This is a genomic window from Pseudomonas sp. GCM10022186 (assembly GCF_042656385.1).
GTDB lineage: Bacteria > Pseudomonadota > Gammaproteobacteria > Pseudomonadales > Pseudomonadaceae > Metapseudomonas.
Genome location: NZ_JBHSOU010000002.1, coordinates 246,484 through 269,227, shown reverse-complemented (window position 1 = coordinate 269,227; position 22,744 = coordinate 246,484). Strand labels below are relative to the sequence as shown.

Here is a 22,744-nt window from a genome sequence, read left to right as displayed (position 1 = left end):
TTGCTCCGTTTGCTGGCTGTGGTTCTTATGTGTAGGCAGTTATAGCCCAGGGTTGGCGAGGGCCCCTCGCCCCAGCCGCCTAGGATTTCATTTCTGCTCGCTTTGTGGCGTGACCCGCAGCACTTCTTCGATGGTCGTCAGGCCGGCGGCGACCTTTTGCGCGCCGGACAGGCGCAGGCTGCGCATGCCCTCCTTGAAGGCGGCGCGGCGCAGGGCGATGAGATCGGTGTCGGCGGTGATCAGCGGCTTGATGCCGTCGGACAGCAGCATGATCTCGTACACCCCGGCGCGGCCACGGTAGCCGGTGTCGCGGCATTCCAGGCAACCCACGGCGCGGTGGGCGCCGGTTGGCAACGGCGCGCTCCAGGGCTTGGTGAGGCCGTTCCAGTCGTCCTCGCGCAGCTCCATCGGCGCCTTGCAGTGCGGGCAGAGAGTGCGCACCAGGCGCTGGGCCATTACCCCGAGCAGGGTGGCGCGCAGCAGGTAGTAGGGCACGCCCAGCTCCAGCAGGCGGGTGATGGCGCTGGGGGCGTCGTTGGTGTGCAGGGTGGAGAGCACCAGGTGGCCGGTGAGGGCGGCCTGGATGGCCATCTCGGCGGTTTCCAGGTCGCGGATCTCGCCGATCATGATGATGTCCGGGTCCTGTCGCATCAGCGCGCGCACGCCGCTGGCGAAGGTCAGGTCGATGTTGTGCTGCACCTGCATCTGGTTGAAGGCGCCCTCGATCATCTCGATGGGGTCCTCGATGGTGCAGACGTTCACCTCGCTGGTGGCCAGCTGCTTGAGGGTGGTGTAGAGGGTGGTGGTCTTGCCCGAGCCGGTGGGGCCGGTGACCAGGATGATGCCGTTGGGCTGGTTGGTCATGCTCTGCCAGCGGCGCAGGTCGTCCTGGGAGAAGCCCAGCTGGTCGAAGCTTTTCAGCAGCACTTCCGGGTCGAAGATGCGCATCACCATCTTCTCGCCGAAGGCGGTGGGCAGGGTGGACAGGCGCAGCTCCACCTCGCCGCCGTCCGGGGTCTTGGTCTTGACCCGGCCGTCCTGGGGCTTGCGCTTCTCCGCCACGTTCATCCGCCCGAGGCTCTTCAGGCGGCTGACCACGGCCATGGTGACCTGGGGCGGGAACTGGTAGACGTTGTGCAGCACGCCGTCGATGCGGAAGCGCACCGTGCCCTGTTCGCGGCGCGGCTCGATGTGGATGTCGCTGGCGCGCTGCTGGTAGGCGTACTGGAACAGCCAGTCGACGATGTTGACGATGTGCGCGTCGTTGGCGTCCGGCTCCTGTTCGCTGGAGCCGAGCTTGAGCAACTGCTCGAAGTTGCCCACGCCGCTGATCTTCTGGTCCACCGCGCTGGCGCCGCTGACCGACTTGGCCAGGCGGTAGAACTCCAGGGTGAACCTCTGGATATCCGACGGATTGGCCACCACGCGCCTGATCGGCCGCTTGAGCACATGGGTCAGGTTGCCCTCCCAGCTCTGCACGAAGGGCTGTGCGCTGGCGATGGTCACCCCTTCGCTGTCCACCGCCACCGCGAGGATCTTGTGGCGCTGGGCGAACGCATAGGACATCAGCGGGGTGATGGCGGCCACGTCGATCTTCAGCGGGTCGATGCGCAGGTAGGGCTGCCCGGCGTGCTCGGCCAGCCAGTGGCTGAGGGTCTCCAGGTCGAGCTTCTTGCCGGGGCGCCCGAGGTCGTCCACCTGCTGGCTGGCGAGAAATTCCAGCGGGTGCTGCTGGTTGTTCACCGCGCTGCGGCGAATGGCCAGGCAATGTTCGGCCTGGTCCTGGCTCAGACGGCCCTGGGCCACCAGTTCACGCATCAGGTCGTTGAGGTCCAGCCAGCGGTCCTGGGCGGGTGAGGCAAAGGCGGACATGCAAGCTCCTCGGTCACGCTGCTCTGTCTGGAAGAGTAGTCAAACGCTCTTCCGGTAAGACGGCAAGCATGCCCGAATCGCCGCGGCGCCGCTAAGCGCTGGATCAAGGAAAGGGGGTCTGTTCCAGCTCTACCGAGGACACGCTGACCAGCGAACGCATCTTCTGCGCGATGACCTCGGCGCGGTGCGGCGTCAGCCCGGGCTGGCGCAGTTGCACCAGCAGGTCGTCGCCCAGCCGGTTGACCTGCAGCCAGCGCGGCACCAGCTGCAACTGGGCGAAGAAGGCGAGCAGGCGGCCGAGGATGTCCGCTTCCGCCTCGGCGAGGATCGCGAACTGCATCTCGCAGGCCTGGAGTTGGGTGGTGCGCGGGTGCCAGTGGTCGTCGCGGGCAACGGGAGCGGTCTGCAGGCTGAGCATCGGGGGTTCCTCGGTAGGGATGCCGATAGTTTTCCAGTCTGCCGTAGGATTTTTCTGCCTGATTACGGGGAAAACAGGAGGTTTATGGATAGACTTTCCTGTATATCGTCAAAGCAGGGAATTTTTATGTCCGTCACCCTGGATAACTACGACAAACGTATCCTCGAACTGCTGCAGGAGGACGCCAGCCTGTCCACTGCCGAGATCGCCGAACGGGTGGGGCTGTCCCAGTCGCCCTGCTGGCGGCGCATCCAGCGCCTCAAGGACGAGGGGGTGATCCGCCGCCAGGTGACCTTGCTGGACCGGCGCAAGGTCGGCCTCAACGCGCAGATCTTCGCCCAGGTGAAGCTCAACGCCCACGGCCGCTCCAACCTGACGGAGTTCGCCGAAGCCATGCAACGCTTCCCGGAAGTGCTGGAGTGCCACGTGCTGATGGGCGCGGTGGATTTCATGCTGCGCATCGTCACCCGCGACATCGAGGCCTACGAGCGCTTCTTCTTCGAGAAGCTGTCGCTGGTGCCGGGCATCCAGGAGGTGAACTCCATAGTCGCGCTGTCGGAGATCAAGTCCACCACCAGCTTGCCGGTGGGACAGGGGTAGGGCTTTTGTGCTGGGCGTTGCCCTCTCCCCCGGCCCGATCGCTTCGCGCTCAGGCGTTCATCGGCACCGGAAGCGGTGCTTCCGAAAACGTGCCTCTTCACCCCTGAAGAGGAGAGGGGTGACTCGCGCCTGGTGGCTCGGAGCACCCGGCAACGCGGAGCGGGACTGGGCTCGGTATTCGATCCCGGCACGGCCTAACTCCCCTCGCCCTTCAGGGAGAGGGGCGGGGGGAGAGGGTGGCGGAGGTCGCGCTAGGAGGCCTTGTCATCAGGAGCAACCACCACCACCGGCTCCTGCGCCAGCCTGCCCACCTGATGGGGTAGCGTCAGCCCCATGGACAGGTAGATGCCGGTCAGCTGATCGACACCCATATCCGCCGGGCGCACCCATTCCACGGGGACGTAGATCAGCCCGCCACCCACCGGGATGGGCGCGCTGGGCACCAGCACGGCGCAGTACTGGCGGCCGTCGAGTTCGAAGCTTTCCGGGCTGGGTTGCAGCGCCAGCACCGCGGCGCCGTCGCCACCGAAGAAGCACCAGACCGGGCTCATGGCGGCGATGTCGGCGTTCTTGCTGCGGTCCAGCAGGCTGACGAAGCGGTCGGCCAGGTTGTACAGGCTGCCGATCAGCGGCGCGCGGCGCAGGGTCATGTCCAGCAGCCAGGCCAGCGGCCGGCGCAGGCCGAGCTGCACCGCCAGGCCCAGGGGGTAGAGGCTGCCCAGCAGCACCAGGGTCCCGACCAGGTAGGCCAGGACCGGATTGCTGGCGAAGTGTTGGCCCAGGGCGCCGAGGAGTTGGCCGATCAGGGTGGATGGCCCCACCAGCCTGTTCAGCAGGCTGACCAGCCAGGCCAGCAGGGCCAGGGTCAGCACCAGCGGCAACAGGGCCAGCAGGCCGGTGAGCCAGGTGGTGACCACGGAGCGGAAGCTTTGCCTGAACATGCCGGGGCCCTCGTCTCAGCGGGTCAGCGCCTTCCAGCTGCGAAGGCTGATCAGGGTCTGCGCCTGTTCGCTGCGGGTTGCCAGCACTTCGGCGTCCAGTGGCTGGCCGGCCAGTTCGGCGAGCTTCGCCAGCTCGCCGTAGCAGCGGTCGATCTCCACCACGTCCAGCACCTGGCGTGCCAGGCGCAGCCAGACCAGCAGGCGCTCCAGGCGCGGCAGCTGCTCGGCCAGATCCTCGGGCTGGCGCTTGTAGAGCTCGGGTTTCAGCGCCTGGCCTTCCTCGCCGAGGAAGCGCGGCAGCCAGTTGCCCAGCGCCGCCTGACCCTGGCGGGTGCCGCGGGCGTTGCGTTCCACGGTCCAGGCGCGGGTCAGCAGCCAGCGGGAGGCGTTGAGCGAGAACAGCCCCCAGCGGGTCCCGGCGAGTTCCTCGGCGAACTGTTGCGGGGCGGCGTGGCGCGCGGCCTCGTCCAGCTCGCCGGCCTGGATGCGCGGGCGCCAGTCCTGGAGCAGGGCGTCCAGGGCTTCGCGCAGGTCATGGCTGCTGGCGCGCGGCGCGGCCTGGCCGAGGCTGCCGAGCAGGGCGCGCAGGTCCACCAGTTGCTGCAGCCAGTCCGCCAGCAGCTTCCAGTGGCCGTTGAAGCGGTACTGCTCGGCCAGGCGCTGGCTGGCGCCCAGCAGGTGCCAGGCGAGGGCGGCGAAGGCGTCGTCCAGCGACAGCTCGGCGGACAGTGCCGGGGCCGGCAGGCTGAGGTGGTAGCTGTTGGCGTCGTAGAGGCGATAGCCGCGCTCGGCCTTGCTGATGTCGCAGGGCATCAGCGGCAGGTCGGCGGCCAGCTCGGCGGCCAGTTCCAGCAGGGCCTCGGGCTCGCCCTGGCGCAGTTCCAGTTCCAGTTCGCAGATATCTTCTTCCTGCTTGCCGGCGATCACCTTGCCCAGGTCCAGGGCGGCTTCGATCACCACCTTGGCCTTGCCGCGCCCCCAGGCGATCTCGGCGCGGTCGCGGTTGAAGTCGGTGGTGAAGATCGGGCCCAGCTGCTTCTTGTCCAGTTCGGCCAGGCTCGCCGGCCAGCAGTCGTCGGTGAGCTTCTTCGGGTCCAGTTTCGCTTTCGCCAGGTACCAGTCCCATTCGTTGCGCTCGGACAGCCCGGCCACGCTCTGGCCGCGGGTCTTCAGCGTCTGGATGAACTGCTCGCCGTCGCGGCGCAGGCGCAGGGCCACGCGGGCCTGGGCGAGATCGCGCTCGGGGGTGTCGAAGTACTGGTTGAAGAGTTCGCGGCGTTCCCAGCCGGACTTGTTGCGCTTCTTCAGCAGCGGGTGGTCGCGCAGGGCTTCCAGGGTCTCGCGGCTGGCGCGAAGCTTGATTTCGGTCTCTTTGTTCATCGCCGGGATCTTTCAGGCGCAGCCAGGGGGTGGCTGCCAAGGCGGTGAAGTCTACAGGACAGGTCCGTACCTTGCCGCAGCGGTTTCGTCGGGCGCTGGCTTGGGCCTATGATGGTCCTCCAATCGTGGAGGCCCCGATGTCCGTTCCAGACCTGAAATCGCAGTTCGCCGCCCTGATCGCCACGCCCTCGGTGAGCTGCACCCAGCCCAGCTGGGACCAGTCGAACCAGGCGGTGATCGAATTGCTGGCCGGCTGGCTCGGTGACCTGGGCTTTCGCTGCGAGATCCAGCAGGTGTCACCGGGCAAGGCCAACCTGCTGGCCACCTACGGCAGCGGCCCCGGTGGCCTGGTGCTGGCCGGCCACAGCGACACCGTGCCCTTCGACGCCGCCCTGTGGAAAACCGACCCGCTGAAACTCAACGAGGTGGGTGACCGCTGGTATGGCCTGGGCAGTTGCGACATGAAGGGCTTCTTCCCGCTCGCCATCGAGGCCGCGCGTGGCCTGCTGGACCAACCCTTCCGCCAGCCGCTGATCATCCTCGCCACCTGCGACGAGGAGAGCTCCATGGCCGGCGCCCGTGCCCTGGCCCAGGCCGGGCGTCCCCTCGGCCGCGCGGCGGTGATCGGCGAGCCCACGGGCCTGAAGCCCATCCGCCTGCACAAGGGGGTGATGATGGAGCGCATCGACATCCTCGGGCAGAGTGGCCATTCCTCCGACCCCAGCCTCGGCCACAGCGCCCTGGAAGCCATGCATGCGGTGATGAGCGACCTGCTCGAACTGCGCGGCGAGTGGCAGCAGGAATTCCGCAACCCGCAGTTCAGCGTGCCGCAGCCCACACTCAACCTCGGCTGCATCCATGGCGGCGACAACCCCAACCGCATCTGCGGCCAGTGCAGCCTGGAATTCGATCTGCGGCCGTTGCCCGGCATGAATCCGGACACCCTGCGCGCGGTGATCCGCCAGCGCCTGCGCCCGGTGGCCGAGCATTACCAGGTGCAAATCGACTTCAGGCCGCTGTTCCCGGCGGTGCCGCCCTTCGAGCAGTCCGCGGAAAGTGATCTGGTGCGCCTGGCCGAACGTCTTACCGGCCATACCGCGCAGGCGGTGGCCTTTGGCACCGAAGCGCCGTATCTTCAGCAGCTCGGTTGCGAGACCCTGGTCCTCGGCCCTGGCGATATCGCCTGCGCCCACCAGCCGGACGAGCATCTCGAACTGTCACGGATCGAGCCTACCGTTGCGCTATTGCGCCAGCTCATCCAGCATTACTGCCTGCAATCCGCCACCAAGTCCTGACCGGGAGGGTTTCCGTTGATGCTCATGCGACGACGATAACGCGCCGCCTCACTTTCTTTCCCGTATTCGCCGGGAATCGCATTCGTCTATTCGCCACATTTTCAGGCTCACGGAACCATGCCCGATTACGTCAATTGGCTGCGTCACGCTTCTCCCTACATCAACGCCCACCGGGACTGCACCTTCGTGGTGATGCTGCCCGGCGAGGGCGTCGCCCACACGAACTTCGGCAACATCGTCCACGACCTGGTGCTGCTGCACAGCCTGGGCGTGCGCCTGGTGCTGGTGCACGGTTCGCGTCCGCAGATCGAGGCGCGCCTGGCCGCCCGCGGCCTCACGCCGCACTTCCACCACGACCTGCGGATCACCGACGGTCCCACCCTGGAATGCGTGATCGACGCCGTCGGCCAGCTGCGCATCGCCATCGAGGCGCGCCTGTCCATGGATATCGCCGCCTCGCCCATGCAGGGCTCGCGCCTGCGGGTGAGCACCGGCAACTTCGTCACCGCGCGCCCCATCGGCGTGGTCGACGGCATCGACTACCACCACACCGGCGAAGTGCGCCGGGTGGACCGCAAGGGCATCGGCCGGCTGCTGGACGAGCGCACCATAGTGCTGCTCTCGCCGCTGGGCTACTCGCCCACCGGGGAAATCTTCAACCTCGCCTGCGAGGACGTGGCCACCCGCGTCGCCATCGACCTGGGCGCGGACAAGCTGATCCTGTTCGGCGCCGAGCGTGGCCTGATCGACGAGTCCGGCAAGCTGGTGCGTGAACTGCGCCCGCAGCAGGTCCCGCCGCATCTGGCGCGCCTGGGCAACAACTACCAGGCGGAATTGCTGGACGCCTCGGCCCAGGCCTGCCGCGCCGGGGTCAAGCGCAGCCACATGGTCAGCTATGCCGAGGACGGTTCCCTGCTCACCGAGCTGTTCACCCGCGACGGCGGCGGCACCCTGGTGGACCAGGAGCAGTTCGAGTCCCTGCGCGAGGCCACCATCGACGACGTCGGCGGCCTGATCGACCTGATCACCCCGCTGGAGGACCAGGGCATCCTGGTGCGCCGTTCGCGGGAGGTGCTGGAGCGGGAGATCGAGCAGTTCACCATAGTCGAGCGCGACGGCCTGATCATCGCCTGCGCGGCCCTCTACCCCATCGCCGATTCCGAGGCCGGCGAGCTGGCCTGCCTGGCGGTGAACCCGGAGTATCGCCATGGCGGTCGCGGCGACGAGTTGCTGGAACGCATCGAGGAGCGCGCCCGGGCCATGGGCCTGAAGACCCTGTTCGTCCTCACCACCCGTACCGCCCACTGGTTCCGCGAACGCGGCTTCCAGCCCAGCGGCGTCGAGCGCCTGCCAGCGGCGCGGGCGTCGCTGTACAACTACCAGCGCAATTCGCAGATCTTCGAAAAAACGCTCTGATTTCCTGTAGGGGCGAATTCATTCGCCAAGGGCAGCGCAGCTGCCCCCTGCAAGGCTGAAGGGCAGACCTGAGGTCCGCTTGGCGAATGAATTCGCCCCTGCAGGCGCATCGCAGCCAGGGCGGCGATCAGTTACTGATCAACCCCAGGATGCTCGCCTGGTAGGCGGCAATGAAGGTGTCGAAATCCACTTCCGGCTCGGCTTCCAGGCGGGCCTGCTCTTCCAGGGATTCGCGGGCCATGATTTCGAAGCGGGCCTGGTCTTCCACGCTGAGGGCCTGGCTGCGGAAGTAGTCGGCGTGCTGGCGGCTGTAGCGCAGGGCGAACTGGCTGAAGCTTTCGCCGCGTTCGCGCAGTTCGGCCAGTACTCGGGCCGACGGCGTCAGCTCCGGGTCGGCGACCTTGGCGCGCTGCGCGGCCAGGGCCTCGGCATGCTCCTGTCCGCCGTGGGCGGCGTCCAGCAGTTCGGTGGCGCGAGCGATGCGGTCGAGCAGGTCGTTGGCCCATTCGGTCAGGCCGATGGCCTGGCCATGGCGCTGCAGCGTGAGGCCCGGCCGGCGGCCTTCCTTGACCACCCGCTGGAAGTTGTCGGTGCAGCCCCGGCATTCCTCGCCGGCCATCGGCGGGCTGTCCTGCAGGGCGCAGAACAGCAGGAAGGCGTCGAGGAAACGTGCCTCGGTCAGGTCGAGGCCCACTGGCAGGAAGGGGTTGATATCCAGGCAGCGCACCTCGACGTACTGCACCCCACGGGCCATCAGCGCCTGGATCGGGCGTTCGCCGGTGTAGGTGATGCGCTTGGGCCGGATGCTCGAGTAGTACTCGTTCTCGATCTGGATCACGTTGGTGTTCAGCTGCACCCACTCGCCGTTCTGCTTGGTGCCGATCTCGGCGTACGGCGGGTAGGGCGTGGACACCGCCTGGCGCAGGCTCGACAGGTAGCTGTCGAGGCTGTTGTAGCAGGGCGTGAGGCCGGCCTGGGCATTGTTCTGGTAGCCCAGGTCGCTCATCCGCAGGCTGGTGGCCCAGGGCAGGTAGAGGGTATCGGCGTCCAGGCTGTCGAGGTCGTGGGGACGGCCGCGCAGGAAGCTCTTGTCCAGGGCCGGGGCGGCGCCGAACAGGTACATCAGCAGCCAGCTGTAGCGGCGGAAGTTGCGAATCATCGCGATATAGCGCGCCGACTGGTAGTCGCGCTCGCTCTGCGGGTCGCCTTCGGCCTGCTTGAGCAGCGGCCAGAGCGCCTCGGGCAGGGAATAGTTGTAGTGGATGCCGGCGATGCACTGCATGGTCTTGCCGTAGCGCACGGCCAGACCCTTGCGGTAGACGTACTTCAGGCGACCGATGGGCGAATTGCCGTAGTGGGCGATGGGGATGTCCTCCTCCGCCGGCAGGCGGCAGGGCATGGACGGACTCCAGAGCAGCTCGTCGCCGAGCTTGTCCAGGGTGAAGCGGTGGATCTTCTCCAGGTCCGCCAGGGTCTGCGCCGGATCGCGCTCGGCCGGGGTGATGAACTCCAGCAGGGATTCGGAATAGTCCGTGGTGATCTGCCCATGGGTCAGGGCCGAGCCCAGGGCAGAGGGGTGCGGCGTCAGCGCCAGTTGGCCGTTGCCATCGACCCGCAGGCATTCACGCTCGATGCCATGCAGGCAGCGGGTGAGCAGGGGCAGGTTGGCGCGCTCGCCGAGCAGGGCCAGGCGGCGGGAAAGAAGATCGCTCAATTTGGAATCCTTCACGCGTCGGTCGCCCCAATATGGGGGTGGACCAAGCTGTCTACAAGAGGCGGACTTCGCCGCCGGCCGAAATACTTTTCCAACCGGCGGCTCGCGTTGTCGCTTCGTCCAGAATAGAGCCTTGTCGCTGACCTGCGGTTACAGCTGGGCGAAGGTGCCTTGTCCCCGAGCGACCAGCTTGTCGCCCTGCAGCACGTCGGCCTCCACCACCAGGGTGCGCGTGCCGGCGTGCAGCACCCGCGCCCGGCAGATCACTTCGCCCTCCGCCACCGGGCGGATGTAGTTGATCTTGCATTCCAGGGTGGCGCTGCGCCGGTCGAAGCCGTGGCTGCTGGAGCAGGCCAGGCCCATGGCGATGTCCAGCAGGGAGAAGATCGCCCCGCCGTGCATCACCTGGGCGCGGTTGCGCAGGTGTTCGGCCATGGGCAGGCGCGCCTCGGCGATTCCATCGCCCAGGCTGAGCGCCTCGATGCCCAGCAACTGGCTGTAGTTGCTGCCGGTCTGCAGTTCGGCAAGGTCCATGGTCATTTCTTCTTGATCTGCTTGGCGTTGGCGAAGAGCGAGGCCATGCCGCCGCTGGCAGGCGGCGCGCTGTGGCGCGGGGCGCCTTGCTGCTGGCGCGGCCGGCCGCCCTGGCGACCACCGCCGCGCGAGCCTTCCACCTTCTCGCCCGGGGTGTCGCCCATGCGCATGGACAGGCCGACACGGTTACGCGGAATGTCCACTTCCATGACCTTGACGCGGACGATGTCGCCGGCCTTGACCACTTCGTACGGGTCCTTGACGAACTTCTCCGACAGCGCGGAGATGTGCACCAGGCCGTCCTGGTGGACGCCGATGTCGACGAAGGCGCCGAAGTTGGTGACGTTGGTCACCACGCCTTCCAGCACCATGCCGGGCTTGAGGTCCTTGAGGCTTTCCACGCCTTCCTGGAACTCGGCGGTCTTGAACTCGGGACGCGGGTCGCGGCCGGGCTTGTCCAGCTCCTTGAGGATGTCGGTGACGGTGGGCAGGCCGAAGGTCTCGTCGGTGAACCTGGCCGGGTCCAGGCGCTTGAGGAAGCCCGAGTCGCCGATCAGCGAGCGGATGTCGCGGCCGGTACCTTCGGCGATGCGCTGCACCAGCGGGTAGGTTTCCGGGTGCACGGCGGAGGCGTCCAGCGGGTTGTCGCCGTTCATCACGCGGAGGAAGCCGGCGGCCTGCTCGAAGGTCTTCTCGCCCAGGCGGCTGACCTTCTTCAGCTCGGCGCGGGTCTTGAAGGCGCCGTTGGCGTCACGGTAGGCGACGATGTTCTGCGCCAGGGTCGCGTTGAGGCCGGAAATGCGCGCCAGCAGGGCGGCGGAAGCGGTGTTCACGTCCACACCCACGGCGTTCACGCAGTCCTCCACCACGGCGTCCAGGCTGCGTGCCAGCTGCAGCTGGGAGACGTCGTGCTGGTACTGGCCGACGCCGATGGATTTCGGATCGATCTTCACCAGTTCGGCCAGCGGGTCCTGCAGGCGGCGGGCGATGGACACCGCGCCACGCAGGGACACGTCCAGCTCGGGGAATTCCTTGGCCGCCAGCTCGGAGGCGGAATACACCGAGGCGCCGGCCTCGCTGACCATGATCTTGGTCATCTTCAGCGCGGGGTATTTCTTGATCAGTTCGATGGCCAGCTTGTCGGTCTCGCGGCTGGCGGTGCCGTTGCCGATGGCGATCAGGTCGACGCTGTGCCTGGCGCAGAGCTTGCCGAGGATCGCCAGGGTCTCGTCCCACTTGTTGTGCGGCACGTGGGGGTAGACGGTGGCGGTGTCCAGCAGCTTGCCGGTGGCGTCGACCACGGCCACCTTGCAGCCGGTGCGCAGGCCCGGGTCCAGCCCCAGGGTGGCGCGCGGGCCGGCCGGGGCGGCCAGCAGCAGGTCGTGCAGGTTGCGGGCGAAGACGTTGATCGCCTCGGTCTCGGCGGCTTCGCGCAGCTCGCCGAGCAGGTCGGTTTCCAGGTGGGTGTAGAGCTTTACCTTCCAGGTCCAGCGCACCACCTCGGCCAGCCACTTGTCGGCGGCGCGGCCCTGGTTGGCGATGCCGAAGCGCTCGCCGATCATCAGCTCGCAGGGGTGCATGGTGCCCGGCAGCTCCTCGCCCACTTTCAGGGCGATGCTCAGCACGCCTTCGTTGCGCCCGCGGAAGATCGCCAGGGCACGGTGCGAGGGTACGCCCTTGAGGTTCTCGTCATGCTCGAAGTAGTCGCTGAACTTGGCGCCTTCCTGCTCCTTGCCGGCCACCAGGCGGGCGGCGAGGGTGGCGTTGTCCTTGAGGAAGCCGCGCAGGCTGGCCAGCAGGGTGGCGTCCTCGGCGAAGCGCTCCATGAGGATGTACTTGGCGCCTTCGAGCACGGCCTTGATGTCGGCGAAGCCCTTCTCGGCGTCGATGAAGCGCTCGGCTTCGGCCTCGGGGGCCAGGGCCGGGTCGCTGAACAGCGCGTCGGCCAGTTCGCCGAGGCCGGCTTCCAGGGCGATCTGGCCCTTGGTGCGGCGTTTCTGCTTGTAGGGCAGGTAGAGGTCTTCCAGGCGGGTCTTGGTGTCGGCCAGCCTGATCTCGCGCTCCAGTTCCGGGGTCAGCTTGCCCTGTTCGGTGATGCTGGCGAGGATCGCGCCGCGACGGTCTTCCATTTCCCGCAGGTAGCGCAGGCGTTCTTCCAGGGTACGCAGCTGGGTATCGTCGAGGCTGCCGGTGACTTCCTTCCGGTAACGGGCGATGAAGGGCACGGTGGCGCCTTCGTCCAGCAGTTCCACGGCGGCGGCGACCTGTTGCGGGCGCACGCCCAGTTCTTCGGCGATGCGGTTGTTGATGCTATCCATTGAAAACACCTGCATGGGCGGCAACCCGGGCCGGGCCACGGCGGCTACCGCGGAAAAACAGACCGGCGAGCCAGGGCTCGCCGGTGATGAAAGGCGCCGCATTATAAACACCGAGTTTCGAAGGGTAGGGAACCGTTCGGGGAAAAATCTGCTAACAATGGGCAAGCCGCCGCGCGACGTGCGGCAAGCGATAATGCGCGGCTTGCAGACAGGAGAAAACATGAGCAGCAACCCGACCGCTGAAGGCGAAAAGATCCTCATAGTCGACGATGACGCCCGCCTGCGGCGCCTTCTCGAGCGCTTCCTCGACGAGCAGGGCTTTCGCGTGCGCGCCGTGGAGAACGTCGAGCAGATGGATCGCCTGCTGGCTCGCGAACTCTTCAACCTGGTGGTGCTCGACCTGATGCTGCCTGGCGAGGACGGCCTCTCGGCCTGCCGCCGGCTGCGCGCTTCGAACAACCAGGTGCCGATCATCATGCTCACCGCCAAGGGCGATGAGTCCAGCCGTATCCAGGGCCTGGAACTGGGCGCCGACGACTACCTGGCCAAGCCCTTCAACCCCCGCGAGCTGCTGGCGCGGATCAAGGCCGTACTGCGCCGCCAGGCGCCGCAGGTGCCGGGCGCACCGGCCAGCGAGGACGAGAGCGTCAGCTTCGGCGAGTACGAGCTGTCCCTCGCCACCCGCGAACTGAAGAAAGGCGACGACGTGCAGATGCTCACCACCGGTGAGTTCGCCGTCCTCAAGGCGCTGGTCCAGCATGCCCGCGAGCCGCTGACCCGCGACAAACTCATGAACCTGGCCCGTGGCCGCGAATGGGACGCCCTGGAGCGCTCCATCGACGTGCAGATTTCCCGTCTGCGCCGGCTGATCGAACCGGACCCTTCCAAGCCGCGCTATATCCAGACCGTCTGGGGCGTCGGCTACGTGTTCGTACCCGATGGCAACAAGTGAACGCGCGGCGGGGGTTCCCGCCGCCGGGCAACCCAGGGTGGTGATGCGTACCCCCTACTGGTTCCCGCAGAGCTTCTTCTCCCGCACCCTCTGGCTGGTGCTCATCGTCGTGCTGTTTTCCAAGGCGCTGACCCTGGTCTACCTGATGATGAACGAGGACGTGCTGGTGGATCGCCAGTACAGCCACGGCGCGGCGCTGACCCTGCGCGCCTACTGGGCCGCGAGCGAAGAAGAGCGCCATGAACTGGCCAAGGCCGCCGGGCTCAAGCGGGTCACTCGCGACGCGGTGCCGGCCAGCGAACAACACTGGCCCTACAGCGAAATCTTCCAGCGCCAGATGCAGGCCGAACTCGGCCCGGGCACCGAGGTACGCCTGCGCGCCCAGAGCCCGCCGGCGCTCTGGGTCCACGCCCCGGAGCTGGGCCCGGACTGGGTGCGCGTCCCGCTCTATCCGCATCCCCTGCGCGGGCAGCGCATCTGGAGCGTGCTCGGCTGGTTCCTCGGTATCGGCCTGCTCTCCACCGCCGCCGCCTGGATCTTCGTGCGCCAGCTCAACGCCCCGCTCAAGCGCCTGGTCTTCGCCGCCCGCCAGATCGGCCAGGGGCGCAGCGTGCGCCTGCCGGTGAGCGACACGCCCAGCGAGATGGCCGAGGTGTATCGCGCCTTCAACCAGATGGCCGAGGACGTCGAGCGCGGCGCCCGCGAGCGCGAACTGATGCTGGCCGGCGTTTCCCATGACCTGCGCACGCCGTTGACGCGCCTGCGCCTGTCCCTGGAACTGATGAGCAACGACTCCGAGCTGACCGAGGACATGGTCCGCGACATCGAGGACATGGACACCATCCTCGACCAGTTCCTCGCCTTCATCCGCGACGGCCGCGACGAACGCGTCGAAGAGCTCGACCTGGGCGAACTGGTGCGCGAGGTGGTGGCGCCCTACAACCACCAGCAGGAACAGGTGCGCCTGTGCCTGGAACCCCTGCCGCCCTTCCCGTTGCGGCGGGTTTCGATCAAGCGCCTGCTGGTGAACCTGATCGAGAACGCGCTGCGATATGGCGGCAATGGCGTCGAAGTGGCGGCCTTCCTGGCGGGCGATAACGCCGCACCCTACGTGGTGCTGAGCGTGCTCGACCGTGGTGCCGGCATCGACCCCGGGGAACTGCAGGACATCTTCAATCCCTTCATCCGCGGCGACCGCGCCCGTGGCGGCAAGGGCACCGGCCTGGGCCTGGCCATCGTCAAGCGCATCGCCGCCCAGCATGGCGGCAGCGTCGAGCTGCGCAACCGCTCCGGCGGCGGCCTGGAGGCGCGGGTATGCCTGCCCCTGGGGCTGATGCTCCCCCGCGACGCGGTGTAGGTTCCTACGAAAAGGGCCTGCGCTTCGGCCAGGCGTTGTCAGAAATCGGCTCAGAAAGCCGCTTGCGGCTAACGCGCTTCAGCGCGGCCCGAAGGGCGAACGAAGTGAGTATTGCTCATTAACAGTCGTTAACTCCGCATCTTCGCCGATTTCTTCCTGGCCTGGCCTTTGCTCGGCGCGTTTTCGTGCGGAACGGGATACCGTGCGTGCGCCACTGGCCAATGCGTAGGATGGGTGGAGCGGAGCGATACCCATGCGGACGGGGCTGATGGGTATCGCAAGCTCGCGGAACGCCGCCCGCCCCATTCGAACTTTCGCCGCAACTCCCTTCAGGCCCTGATTCGGACCTGCCATCGGTGCCAATGCCACGGTGCGATTCTTTCGGGATACGCTGGACCGGCTGTGGGCTATTCTCAGCTTGCGCACCGACATGAGGTCAGTATGCCAGCTGCTTCCTTCCGACTTCCCCAATGGACCTGGTGGTTGCCGCTGCCGCTGTTGCACCTGGCTACCTGGATGTCCCTTGCCACTCAAGCCACCAGTGGCCTGGTCGTCTGGTACCTGCCCTTCGCCCTCGGCCTGGTGTTCTGCCTCTGGTGGGGCGCACGGGTGCTGCCCGCCATCTACTTCAATGCCCTGCTCAGTGTTCCGCTCTGGAACATGGACTGGTACTGGGCGCCGCTCTATGCCGTGCCGGAAACCCTCGCTGTCGTGGTGGGCTGGTGGTCGCTCAAGCGCGCCGGCTGCCATGCCGACCTGCGGGACTTCGCCGAGCTGCTGCGCTTCATGATCTATGGCGTGCTGCTGCCGGTCACCCTGCTGATCTATGGCGAACAGGCGGCGCTGGTGCTCACCGGCCACACCTCGCCGGACAGCTGGGGCAGCGCAGCCCTGCTGGTCTGGCCCGGCGCGAGCCTGACCACCCTGGCCGTGAGCCTGCCGCTGCTCACCTACCTGACGCCACCGCTGAGCCGCCGTGGCTGGGTGCCGGAGCCGGCGCAGGGGCACTCGGAAGTCCTGCACCGCCTGCCGCCCTGGCCGCTGCTGCTGGCCCTGGCGCTGCTGATTCCCTGGTTGCTGACCCTGGTGCCACCGATCCTCACCTTGCCGCCCATCGGCCTGATGATGCTCGGCCTCGCCCTGGTCTGGGGCTTTCCCGGCGCCCTCTGTGGCGCGGGCCTCACCGCCGTGACCGTGCTGGCTCTGCCGATGCTGCGCCAGCTGGGTGCGAGTTCCCCCATGGCGGAATCGCAGTGGGGCATGGAGCTGTACTTCAGCGTGCTGCTGCTGATGATGTCGGCCCTGCTGGTGGGCCGTAGCCTGAGCGACCTGCGCCTGGCGCTGGGCCGTCGCGACGAGATGCAGAAGGAGCTGGCCCTTTCCAACCTGGCGCTGCAGGCCAGTCCCCTGGGGGTGACCATCGCCGACGCTCGTCAGCCCGACCAGCCGCTGATCTACTGCAACCCGGCCTTCGAGCAGATGAGTGGTTACCCGCGGGAAGAAGTCCTGGGCAACAACTGGCGCTTCCTCCTGCACCACGACCGCAACCAGTCCGAGCTGCCGCGCCTGCAGGACGCCCTGCAGCGTGGCGAGCAGTGCCACCTGGTGCTGCGCAACTACCGCAAGGACGGCAGCCTGTTCTGGAACGAAATCACCGTGGCGCCCATGCGCGACGGCTTGGGCATCAGCCACTTCGTCGCCTTGCAGCACGATGTCAGCAGCCGCGAGATGCTCTCCGAGGAGCTGGACACCCGGCGCGACGAACTGCTGCGCCAGACCCATCTGCTGAACCAGACCGAGGCCATTGCCGACATCGGCAGCTGGGTGCTGGACATCACCACCCTGAAAATGGCCTGGAGCGAGGGCTGCTTCCGTATCTACGAGCTGGACCCGGGCGCCGGTGCCCCCAGTCTCGGGCAGATGCTGAGCTTCTTCGATCCGGCCAGCCGCGCCCAGCTGGAGGACACCCTGGAGCAATGCCTGCGCAGTGCCGAGCCCTTCGACGTGGAACTGCGCATGCAGGCCGCCCGGGGGACCCCGCGCTGGGTGCGCATCAAGGGCCTGGCCGAGCACGACGGCGACCAGGTGATCCGCATCTATGGCGCGATGCTCGACCTGACCAGCCAGAAGCGTGCCGAACGCCTGCAGCATGAGCGCGACAAGCACCTGCACCTGTTCTTCGAGGCGCCGCTGATCGGCATGGCCCTGTGCACCCCGGACCAGCGCTGGGAAGAGGTCAACTACAAGCTCTGCAGCATCCTCGGCCGCTCCCGCGAGCAACTGCGCGGCGTCGACTGGATGAGCATGACCTTCGCCGAGGACCGCGTTGCCGAAGAAGCGCTGCTGGAGGAGGTGCGCAAGGGCCAGCGCGATGGCTACGAGCTGGACAAGCGCTTCATGAAGGGCTCGGGTGGCACCGTGCACACGCGGGTCAACGTGCGTGGCGTGCGCGACCTGGACGGCCAGCTCTACGCCCTGCTGGCGCTGGTGGAGGACATCAGTGCCCGCCGTGAGGCGGAGGCGCGCTACCGGACCCTGGTGGAGCACGCCCCGGAGGCCATCCTGGTGTTCGACCCGCAGCACGGCATAGTCGAGGCCAACGAAAACGCCGCGCGCCTGTTCGGCCTGTCCCGCGAGCGGCTGCAGGGCCAGATGCCCACCACTTTCAGCCCGCCGCTGCAGGCCGATGGCCAGTCGTCGCGGGAGGTGGGCAACGCCCATACCCGTGCAGCGCTCAAGGGCGACACGCCCACTTTCGATTGGCTGATGCGTGATGTGAATGGCCGCGTGCGCCCCTGCGAAGTCCGCCTGGTGCGCCTGCCTGGCGAGGGGCGGCCGCTGGTCCGCCTGAGCATCACCGACATCTCCGAGCGCCAGCGCTACCAGCGCGAGATCGAACGCCTGGCCTACAGCGACGAACTCACCGGCCTGCCGAATCGCCGCCTGCTGCTCGACCGCCTGCAGCACGCCATGGCCCGCGAGAAGCGCGAAGGCCGCTACGGCGCGCTCCTGTTCATCGACCTTGACCACTTCAAGACGGTCAACGACAGCCTCGGCCACCCGGTGGGCGATGCCCTGCTGCGGGACGTCACCGCCCGCCTGGCCGGCTGCCTGCGCAACGAGGACACCCTGGCGCGCCTGGGCGGCGACGAGTTCGTGGTATTGCTGGAGGCCCTGGCCGATGCCCCGGAGCAGGCCGGCAAGCTGGCCGCGGAGGTGGGCGACAAGCTGCTGCAGAGCCTGCATGGCAGCTACAGCATCGGCGAGCACGAACTGGTGGTCAGCGCCAGCATCGGCATCGCCCTGCATCCCTTCACCGAACAGGTCGCCGCCGACGTGCTCAAACAGGCGGATACCGCCATGTACCGGGCCAAGCAGTCCGGACGCAACGCCCTGCACTTCTTCGCCCCGGAGATGCAGGCCGCCATCGACCAGCGCCTGCAGCTGCAGAGCGAGCTGCGCCAGGCCATCGATCGCGGCCAACTGAGCCTGGTGTTCCAGCCGCAACTGGCCCTGGCCGATGGCCGGCTGCTGGGTGCCGAGGCCCTGATGCGCTGGAACCACCCCAGCCGCGGCGAGGTGCCGCCGGCGCAATTCATTCCGCTGGCCGAAGAGACAGGGCTGATCATCGAACTGTCGGACTGGATGCTGGAAAGCGCCTGCCGCTGCCTGGCCAGCTGGCAGCTCCACTGGCCCTGGCTGGTGCTGGCGATCAACGTCAGCCCGCGCGAGCTGCGCAAGCCGGGCTTCGTCGAGCGCATCCGCAATGCCCTGGAACGCCATGGCGTCCCGGCCGGCCGCCTGGAGCTGGAAATCACCGAAGGCAGCCTGCTGGAGGAAGTGGAGCAGTGCATCTCGGCCATGCAGGCGCTCAAGGTGCTGGGCGTGCGCTTTGCCATCGACGACTTCGGCACCGGCTATTCATCCCTGGCCTACCTCAAGCGCCTGCCCCTCGACCGCCTGAAGATCGACCGCAGTTTCGTCGACGGCCTGAACAGCGATGCCAGCGACCTCGCCCTGGTGGAAACCATCCTGGCCATCGGCCGCAACCTGGGCCTGGAGTGCATCGCCGAAGGCATCGAGAGCGAGGAACAACTGACGATGCTGCGCCAGCGCGGCTGCGAGCTGGGCCAGGGCTACCACTTCAGCCGGCCGTTGTGCGAGACGGGCTTCCTGGACTGGGTTCGCGAGCGGGAATGCCGGCAACTGATGGAACGAAGCCTGTAGGGGCGAATTTATTCGCCAAGGGCTGCGCAGCAGCCCCATTTGCTCGCCTGGGGCAGCCCTTCGGCCTGCTTGGCGAATGAATTCGCCCCTACAGGTTCCCGGCCATCCATGGCCGGTCGTTCGCCGGGGCAACGCATGCGTTGCCTCATCCGGCTCACCCCTTACCCTTGGTCCTGGTCGAGTTGGGGCAGGCGTACTTTTCCAGGTGCTCGATGATGATCCCGGCCACATCCTTGCCGGTGGTGACCTCGATGCCTTCCAGGCCGGGGGAGGAATTCACCTCCATCACCAGCGGCCCGTGGTGGGAACGCAGGATATCCACCCCCGCCACCGACAGGCCCATCACCTTGGCGGCGCGGATGGCGGTCATGCGCTCCTCCGGGGTGATCTTGATCAGGCTGGCGCTGCCGCCACGGTGCAGGTTGGAGCGGAATTCGCCGGGCTTGGCCTGGCGCTTCATCGCCGCGATCACCTTGTCGCCCACCACGAAGCAGCGGATATCGGCGCCGCCGGCCTCGCGGATGTATTCCTGGACCATGATGTTCTGCTTCAGGCCCATGAAGGCCTCGATCACCGATTCGGCCGCCTTCTCCGTTTCGCAGAGCACCACGCCTATGCCCTGGGTGCCTTCCAGCACCTTGATCACCAGCGGGGCGCCGTTGACCATGCGGATCAGGTCGGGGATGTCGTCCGGCGAGTGGGCGAAGCCGGTCACCGGCAGGCCGATGCCCTTGCGCGACAGCAGCTGCAGTGAACGCAGCTTGTCCCGCGAGCGGGTGATGGCCACCGACTCGTTGAGCGGGAACACCCCCATCATCTCGAACTGGCGCAATACGGCGCAGCCATAGAAGGTGACCGAGGCGCCGATGCGCGGGATCACCGCGTCGAAGCCCTCCAGCGGCTGGCCGCGGTAGTGGATCTGCGGCTTGTGGCTGGCGATGTTCATATAGGCGCGCAGGGTGTCTATCACCACTATCTCATGGCCGCGCTGATGGCCGGCCTCGACGAGGCGGCGAGTCGAATACAGGCGCGGATTGCGCGATAACACGGCGATTTTCATTAGGCACCCGGAAGGGAAAGAGTCGGTTTTTCCTGAACGTAGGTTAGGGCCGGATTGACCACCAGCTGTGCCTGTACCAGGGCCTTGGAGCCCAGCAGTACGCGGTAGCGCATGGTCTTGCGGCAGGCCAGGGTGAACTCGATGGGCCAGACCCGGTCACCCAGCGCGAGCAGGGTGCGGATCACGTAGCGGGTCTGTGCCTGGCCATTGGAGCTTCTTATGGTCTTCACCGAAACCACCTGCGCCTCGCAACGGTGACGCCGCTGCACCAGGGTGCCGAGGTGCGCGGTGAACCTCACCCAGCGCTCGCCGTGCTTTTCGAAGGGCACGATGTCGCTGGCGTGCAGGGTAGAGGTGCTGGCCCCGGTATCGATCTTCGCGCGCAGGCCGACCATGCCGAGTTCCGGCAGGGCGATCCACTCGCGGAGTCCGATCACGGAGAGATGGTCGAAAGTCTTCACTGCAGGCTTTCCGGTAAAGTTGGAGCATTCTAGTGGGCCCGTGTGACAACTGCACCTGGACCCTGGCTGAGCTTAGACCGGGCTGGCGAATGGCACAGGCCGGGCACGATGGGAATGAGTCATGAGTGAAAAAGACCGTAAAGACGATGACAAGGTGCGCCTCGACAAATGGCTCTGGGCTGCGCGTTTCTACAAGACCCGTGCCCTGGCCAAGGAAGCCATCGAAGGCGGCAAGGTCCATCACCACGGCGAGCGCTGCAAACCGTCCAAGGAGCCGAGAGTCGGCGACGAGTATGTGATCCGCGCCGGCTTCGACGAGCGCACCGTGATCGTTCGCGCCCTCTCCGCGGTGCGCCGCGGCGCCCCCGAGGCGCAACTGCTCTATGAAGAAACCGCCGAGAGCGTGGCCAAGCGTGAGGAAGCCGCCGCCCAGCGCAAGGCGGGCGCCCTGGGCATCCAGACCGATGGCCGGCCGAGCAAGAAGCAGCGGCGGCAGCTCTTCCGCCTGCTGGATCAGTAGGCCGGGAATGCGCGCCCGGTGACCGTTGCTCCGGCAGCGCGCCGAGCGGGCATCATGAGGCGCTGGCCAACGGAACGATCCTGGGCAGGCCGATGCCCTGGTAGTGCAGGCCGGCTGCGGTCACCTGGTCGGGGTTGTAGAGGTTGCGCCCATCGATGACGAGGCGGTCGCGCAGCTTGCTGGCCAGGAACTCGAAGTCCACCACGCGGAAGGCCTTCCACTCGGTGCAGATCACCAGGGCGTCGGCGTCCTGCACGGTGTCGTCGCGGGTGGCGCAGAGCATCAGGTCGTCGCGGTAGCCGTAAAGGCGCCGGCACTCGGACATGGTTTCCGGGTCGAAGGCGCGCACCGTGGCGCCCTCGTGCCACAACGCTTCCATCAGGTAGCGGATCGGCGCCTCGCGCATGTCGTCGGTGTCGGGTTTGAAGTCCAGGCCCCACACGGCGATCGACTTGCCCTTGAGCCCATGGGGATAGTGCTTCTGCAGCTTGTGGAACAGCACCTGGCGCTGCTCCTCGTTGACCTCGTGCACTGTCCTCAGCAGGCGCATCTGGAAGCCGATCATGTGGCCGGTGTGCAGCAGGGCGCGCAGGTCCCTGGGCGAGCAGGCACCGCCCCAGCCGCAACCGGGGGTGATGAAGTGGAAGCCGATGCGCGGGTCGGAACCGATGCCCTTGCGCACCGACTCGATGTCGGCGCCCACCTGTTCGGCCAGGTTGGCCAGCTCGTTCATCAGGCTGATGCGGGTCGCGAGCATGGCGTTGGCCGCGTATTTGGTCAGCTCCGCGCTGCGGTTGTCCATGAAGATCAGCTTGTCCTGGTTACTGCAGAAAGGCGCGTAGAGCTCGGCGAGCTGGCTGCGGGCCACTTCGTCGTCGCTGCCGACGATGATGCGCTCGGGGCAGGCGCAGTCGTTGACGGCGCTGCCTTCCTTGAGGAACTCGGGGTTGGAGACCACGCGCACCTTCAGGTGCCCCTTGCCCAGTTCGGCCAGGGTCTCGCGCGCCGTGTCCAGCACCCTGGCGGCGGTGCCGACCGGCACGGTGGACTTGATCACCAGGGTACGGTCGGCCTCCATGTGGCGCACGATCTCCCGGGCCACGCCGAGCACGTGGCGCAGATCGGCGGAACCGTCCTCATCCGGCGCCGTGCCCAGCGCGATGAAGATCAGCTGCCCATGGGTCACCGCGTCGCCGGACCGGGTGCTGAACGACAGTCGTCCTTCGCGCAGGTTGTCGTCGATCAGGGCCGACAGTCCCGGCTCCTGGATGGGTGGCACCGCCTTTCGCAGTTGCTGGATCTTCCTTTCGTCGATATCGACGCACAGGACCCGATGGCCGACGTCGGCCAGGGAGGCGGCCTGGACGAGGCCGACATGACCGATCCCGAATACGCTGACATCCATGGAGCAAACCTCAGGAAAATGTGGGCTGCACGGCTTAGATATAGGTGACGTACGAAGGGGGACAGCGGGGGAAGAGACTGTTGGCGCGTCGCGAAATGTGAAAGTGCCAGTATTTCCCGGAAAGCAAAGCCCTTGGATTTCTGCCGGTTAGGGCGCTTTCCTCATCTGCTTGTTCGACAATAAACTGTCGGCGCCTGCGGACGCTCGGTCAAATCTGTCGAATAATTGGCGCCCTCTTGGAGGACTTGGTCTTTCTCCTTAAAATTCCGCCATG

General features: G+C 66.9%; 17 protein-coding genes. 7 read left to right on the top strand and 10 right to left on the bottom strand.

Annotated elements, in window-relative coordinates:
* Window positions 1-87: 87 nt before the first annotated feature.
* Both ACFPU0_RS01910 and ACFPU0_RS01905 read right to left on the bottom strand, forming a co-directional pair.
* Complete coding sequence (locus tag ACFPU0_RS01910) at window positions 88-1,872, bottom strand: GspE/PulE family protein (protein WP_377691099.1); 1,785 nt, start codon at window positions 1,870-1,872, stop codon at window positions 88-90.
* A gap of 103 nt (window positions 1,873-1,975) precedes the next feature.
* Complete coding sequence (locus ACFPU0_RS01905) at window positions 1,976-2,290, bottom strand: hypothetical protein (RefSeq protein ID WP_377691098.1); 315 nt, start codon at window positions 2,288-2,290, stop codon at window positions 1,976-1,978.
* Between the two features lie 126 nt (window positions 2,291-2,416).
* On the opposite strand from ACFPU0_RS01905, the gene ACFPU0_RS01900 reads away from it, so the two are divergent.
* Window positions 2,417-2,890, top strand: a complete 474-nt coding sequence (locus ACFPU0_RS01900) for an Lrp/AsnC family transcriptional regulator (protein WP_377691097.1) — start codon at window positions 2,417-2,419, stop codon at window positions 2,888-2,890.
* Window positions 2,891-3,141: 251 nt separating this feature from the next.
* Here the strand turns inward: ACFPU0_RS01900 and ACFPU0_RS01895 are convergent, their stop codons facing one another.
* Together ACFPU0_RS01895 and ACFPU0_RS01890 are read right to left on the bottom strand one after the other, a co-directional pair.
* The gene (locus ACFPU0_RS01895; protein WP_377691096.1) at window positions 3,142-3,831 is read right to left on the bottom strand and encodes a DUF502 domain-containing protein; all 690 of its coding nucleotides are present in this window, start codon (window positions 3,829-3,831) and stop codon (window positions 3,142-3,144) included.
* Between the two features lie 15 nt (window positions 3,832-3,846).
* The gene (locus ACFPU0_RS01890) at window positions 3,847-5,211 is read right to left on the bottom strand and encodes an inorganic triphosphatase (RefSeq protein ID WP_377691095.1); all 1,365 of its coding nucleotides are present in this window, start codon (window positions 5,209-5,211) and stop codon (window positions 3,847-3,849) included.
* Window positions 5,212-5,348: 137 nt separating this feature from the next.
* Here ACFPU0_RS01890 and argE point away from each other — a divergent pair, with 137 nt between their 5' ends.
* Window positions 5,349-6,506 carry an acetylornithine deacetylase gene (argE, locus tag ACFPU0_RS01885; RefSeq protein ID WP_377691094.1) on the top strand — a complete coding sequence of 386 codons (1,158 nt, stop codon included), beginning with the start codon at window positions 5,349-5,351 and terminating at the stop codon, window positions 6,504-6,506.
* A gap of 117 nt (window positions 6,507-6,623) precedes the next feature.
* Window positions 6,624-7,922 carry an amino-acid N-acetyltransferase gene (argA, locus tag ACFPU0_RS01880; RefSeq protein WP_377691093.1) on the top strand — a complete coding sequence of 433 codons (1,299 nt, stop codon included), beginning with the start codon at window positions 6,624-6,626 and terminating at the stop codon, window positions 7,920-7,922.
* A gap of 127 nt (window positions 7,923-8,049) precedes the next feature.
* On the opposite strand, the gene gshA is transcribed toward argA, so the two are convergent.
* The 3 genes from gshA to ACFPU0_RS01865 all read right to left on the bottom strand — a co-directional run bounded on the left by gshA (window position 8,050) and on the right by ACFPU0_RS01865 (window position 12,488).
* Window positions 8,050-9,636, bottom strand: coding sequence for a glutamate--cysteine ligase (gene gshA, locus ACFPU0_RS01875; RefSeq protein WP_377691092.1), 1,587 nt, complete (start codon window positions 9,634-9,636; stop codon window positions 8,050-8,052).
* A 150-nt stretch (window positions 9,637-9,786) separates the two neighbouring features.
* Window positions 9,787-10,170, bottom strand: a complete 384-nt coding sequence (locus tag ACFPU0_RS01870) for a PaaI family thioesterase (protein WP_377691091.1) — start codon at window positions 10,168-10,170, stop codon at window positions 9,787-9,789.
* 2 nt (window positions 10,171-10,172) lie between these two features.
* Window positions 10,173-12,488: a Tex family protein gene (locus ACFPU0_RS01865; RefSeq protein ID WP_377691090.1), complete on the bottom strand. Its 2,316-nt coding sequence runs from the start codon at window positions 12,486-12,488 to the stop codon at window positions 10,173-10,175.
* A gap of 220 nt (window positions 12,489-12,708) precedes the next feature.
* On the opposite strand from ACFPU0_RS01865, the gene ompR reads away from it, so the two are divergent.
* From ompR to ACFPU0_RS01850, 3 genes are all read left to right on the top strand, one after another.
* Window positions 12,709-13,440: a two-component system response regulator OmpR gene (gene ompR, locus ACFPU0_RS01860; protein ID WP_044873108.1), complete on the top strand. Its 732-nt coding sequence runs from the start codon at window positions 12,709-12,711 to the stop codon at window positions 13,438-13,440.
* Between the two features lie 43 nt (window positions 13,441-13,483).
* Window positions 13,484-14,797: an ATP-binding protein gene (locus ACFPU0_RS01855; protein WP_377691338.1), complete on the top strand. Its 1,314-nt coding sequence runs from the start codon at window positions 13,484-13,486 to the stop codon at window positions 14,795-14,797.
* A 441-nt stretch (window positions 14,798-15,238) separates the two neighbouring features.
* Window positions 15,239-19,024, top strand: a complete 3,786-nt coding sequence (locus tag ACFPU0_RS01850) for an EAL domain-containing protein (RefSeq protein ID WP_377691089.1) — start codon at window positions 15,239-15,241, stop codon at window positions 19,022-19,024.
* A gap of 154 nt (window positions 19,025-19,178) precedes the next feature.
* On the opposite strand, the gene rimK is transcribed toward ACFPU0_RS01850, so the two are convergent.
* Together rimK and ACFPU0_RS01840 are read right to left on the bottom strand one after the other, a co-directional pair.
* Window positions 19,179-20,084, bottom strand: a complete 906-nt coding sequence (gene rimK, locus ACFPU0_RS01845; RefSeq protein ID WP_377691088.1) for a 30S ribosomal protein S6--L-glutamate ligase — start codon at window positions 20,082-20,084, stop codon at window positions 19,179-19,181.
* On the bottom strand, window positions 20,084-20,518 hold the full coding sequence (locus tag ACFPU0_RS01840; RefSeq protein WP_377691337.1) for an ATP-dependent zinc protease: 435 nt from the start codon (window positions 20,516-20,518) through the stop codon (window positions 20,084-20,086). Before ACFPU0_RS01840 ends, rimK begins: the two co-directional genes overlap by 1 nt.
* A gap of 148 nt (window positions 20,519-20,666) precedes the next feature.
* On the opposite strand from ACFPU0_RS01840, the gene hslR reads away from it, so the two are divergent.
* Window positions 20,667-21,065 (top strand): ribosome-associated heat shock protein Hsp15, encoded by a 399-nt coding sequence (gene hslR / locus ACFPU0_RS01835; protein ID WP_377691087.1) that lies wholly within the window; start codon window positions 20,667-20,669, stop codon window positions 21,063-21,065.
* A gap of 52 nt (window positions 21,066-21,117) precedes the next feature.
* Here hslR and ACFPU0_RS01830 read toward each other — a convergent pair whose 3' ends face one another.
* Window positions 21,118-22,470 (bottom strand): UDP-glucose dehydrogenase family protein, encoded by a 1,353-nt coding sequence (locus tag ACFPU0_RS01830; protein ID WP_377691086.1) that lies wholly within the window; start codon window positions 22,468-22,470, stop codon window positions 21,118-21,120.
* Between the last annotated feature and the right edge of the window lie 274 nt (window positions 22,471-22,744).

Bases quoted from the DNA above. Each gene is read 5' to 3' on its own strand.
- ACFPU0_RS01910 (WP_377691099.1), bottom strand. From the start codon at position 1,872: ATGTCCGCCTTTGCCTCACCCGCCCAGGACCGCTGGCTGGACCTCAAC.
- ACFPU0_RS01905 (WP_377691098.1), bottom strand. From the start codon at position 2,290: ATGCTCAGCCTGCAGACCGCTCCCGTTGCCCGCGACGACCACTGGCAC.
- ACFPU0_RS01900 (WP_377691097.1), top strand. From the start codon at position 2,417: ATGTCCGTCACCCTGGATAACTACGACAAACGTATCCTCGAACTGCTG.
- ACFPU0_RS01895 (WP_377691096.1), bottom strand. From the start codon at position 3,831: ATGTTCAGGCAAAGCTTCCGCTCCGTGGTCACCACCTGGCTCACCGGC.
- ACFPU0_RS01890 (WP_377691095.1), bottom strand. From the start codon at position 5,211: ATGAACAAAGAGACCGAAATCAAGCTTCGCGCCAGCCGCGAGACCCTG.
- argE (WP_377691094.1), top strand. From the start codon at position 5,349: ATGTCCGTTCCAGACCTGAAATCGCAGTTCGCCGCCCTGATCGCCACG.
- argA (WP_377691093.1), top strand. From the start codon at position 6,624: ATGCCCGATTACGTCAATTGGCTGCGTCACGCTTCTCCCTACATCAAC.
- ACFPU0_RS01870 (WP_377691091.1), bottom strand. From the start codon at position 10,170: ATGGACCTTGCCGAACTGCAGACCGGCAGCAACTACAGCCAGTTGCTG.
- ACFPU0_RS01865 (WP_377691090.1), bottom strand. From the start codon at position 12,488: ATGGATAGCATCAACAACCGCATCGCCGAAGAACTGGGCGTGCGCCCG.
- ompR (WP_044873108.1), top strand. From the start codon at position 12,709: ATGAGCAGCAACCCGACCGCTGAAGGCGAAAAGATCCTCATAGTCGAC.
- ACFPU0_RS01855 (WP_377691338.1), top strand. From the start codon at position 13,484: ATGCGTACCCCCTACTGGTTCCCGCAGAGCTTCTTCTCCCGCACCCTC.
- ACFPU0_RS01850 (WP_377691089.1), top strand. From the start codon at position 15,239: ATGCCAGCTGCTTCCTTCCGACTTCCCCAATGGACCTGGTGGTTGCCG.
- rimK (WP_377691088.1), bottom strand. From the start codon at position 20,084: ATGAAAATCGCCGTGTTATCGCGCAATCCGCGCCTGTATTCGACTCGC.
- hslR (WP_377691087.1), top strand. From the start codon at position 20,667: ATGAGTGAAAAAGACCGTAAAGACGATGACAAGGTGCGCCTCGACAAA.
- ACFPU0_RS01830 (WP_377691086.1), bottom strand. From the start codon at position 22,470: ATGGATGTCAGCGTATTCGGGATCGGTCATGTCGGCCTCGTCCAGGCC.